This window comes from Brucella tritici (assembly GCF_008932295.1).
GTDB classification, from domain to species: domain Bacteria; phylum Pseudomonadota; class Alphaproteobacteria; order Rhizobiales; family Rhizobiaceae; genus Brucella; species Brucella tritici.
Window position 1 is genome coordinate 1 of the sequence record NZ_WBWA01000135.1, and the last position, 240, is coordinate 240.

Consider the following 240-nt stretch of genomic DNA (forward strand, 5'->3'; position numbering starts at 1 on the left):
CGAGGCTGATGTTTTCGTCGTCCCACTTGGTGTAGGAAACTTCCGGGGTGATCGTGAAGCCAGGAACCAGTTCGTAAGCAACGTTTGCGGTTGCTGCGAAGGTCTTGGTGTCGTCGTAAGCGAGCTGTACGTTGAAGGTAGCCTTTTCGGTTGCCTTGAATGCAGCGCCACCCCAGACAGCCCAATCGCCGCCCCACGTGCCGTAGAAGCTGTCGATTGCGCGGATGCCATGGAAACGGC

The 240-nt window shown here is 57.5% G+C and carries 1 protein-coding gene and 1 pseudogene; one reads left to right on the forward strand and one right to left on the reverse strand.

Annotated elements, in window-relative coordinates:
- A pseudogene (locus F9K91_RS26830) lies at nt 1–145 on the reverse strand (porin); the annotation flags it as partial.
- On the opposite strand from F9K91_RS26830, the gene F9K91_RS26835 reads away from it, so the two are divergent.
- The coding region (locus tag F9K91_RS26835; protein ID WP_459562249.1) for a hypothetical protein at nt 125–240 on the forward strand (116 nt) is incomplete at its 3' end. The pseudogene F9K91_RS26830 and the gene F9K91_RS26835 overlap by 21 nt on opposite strands.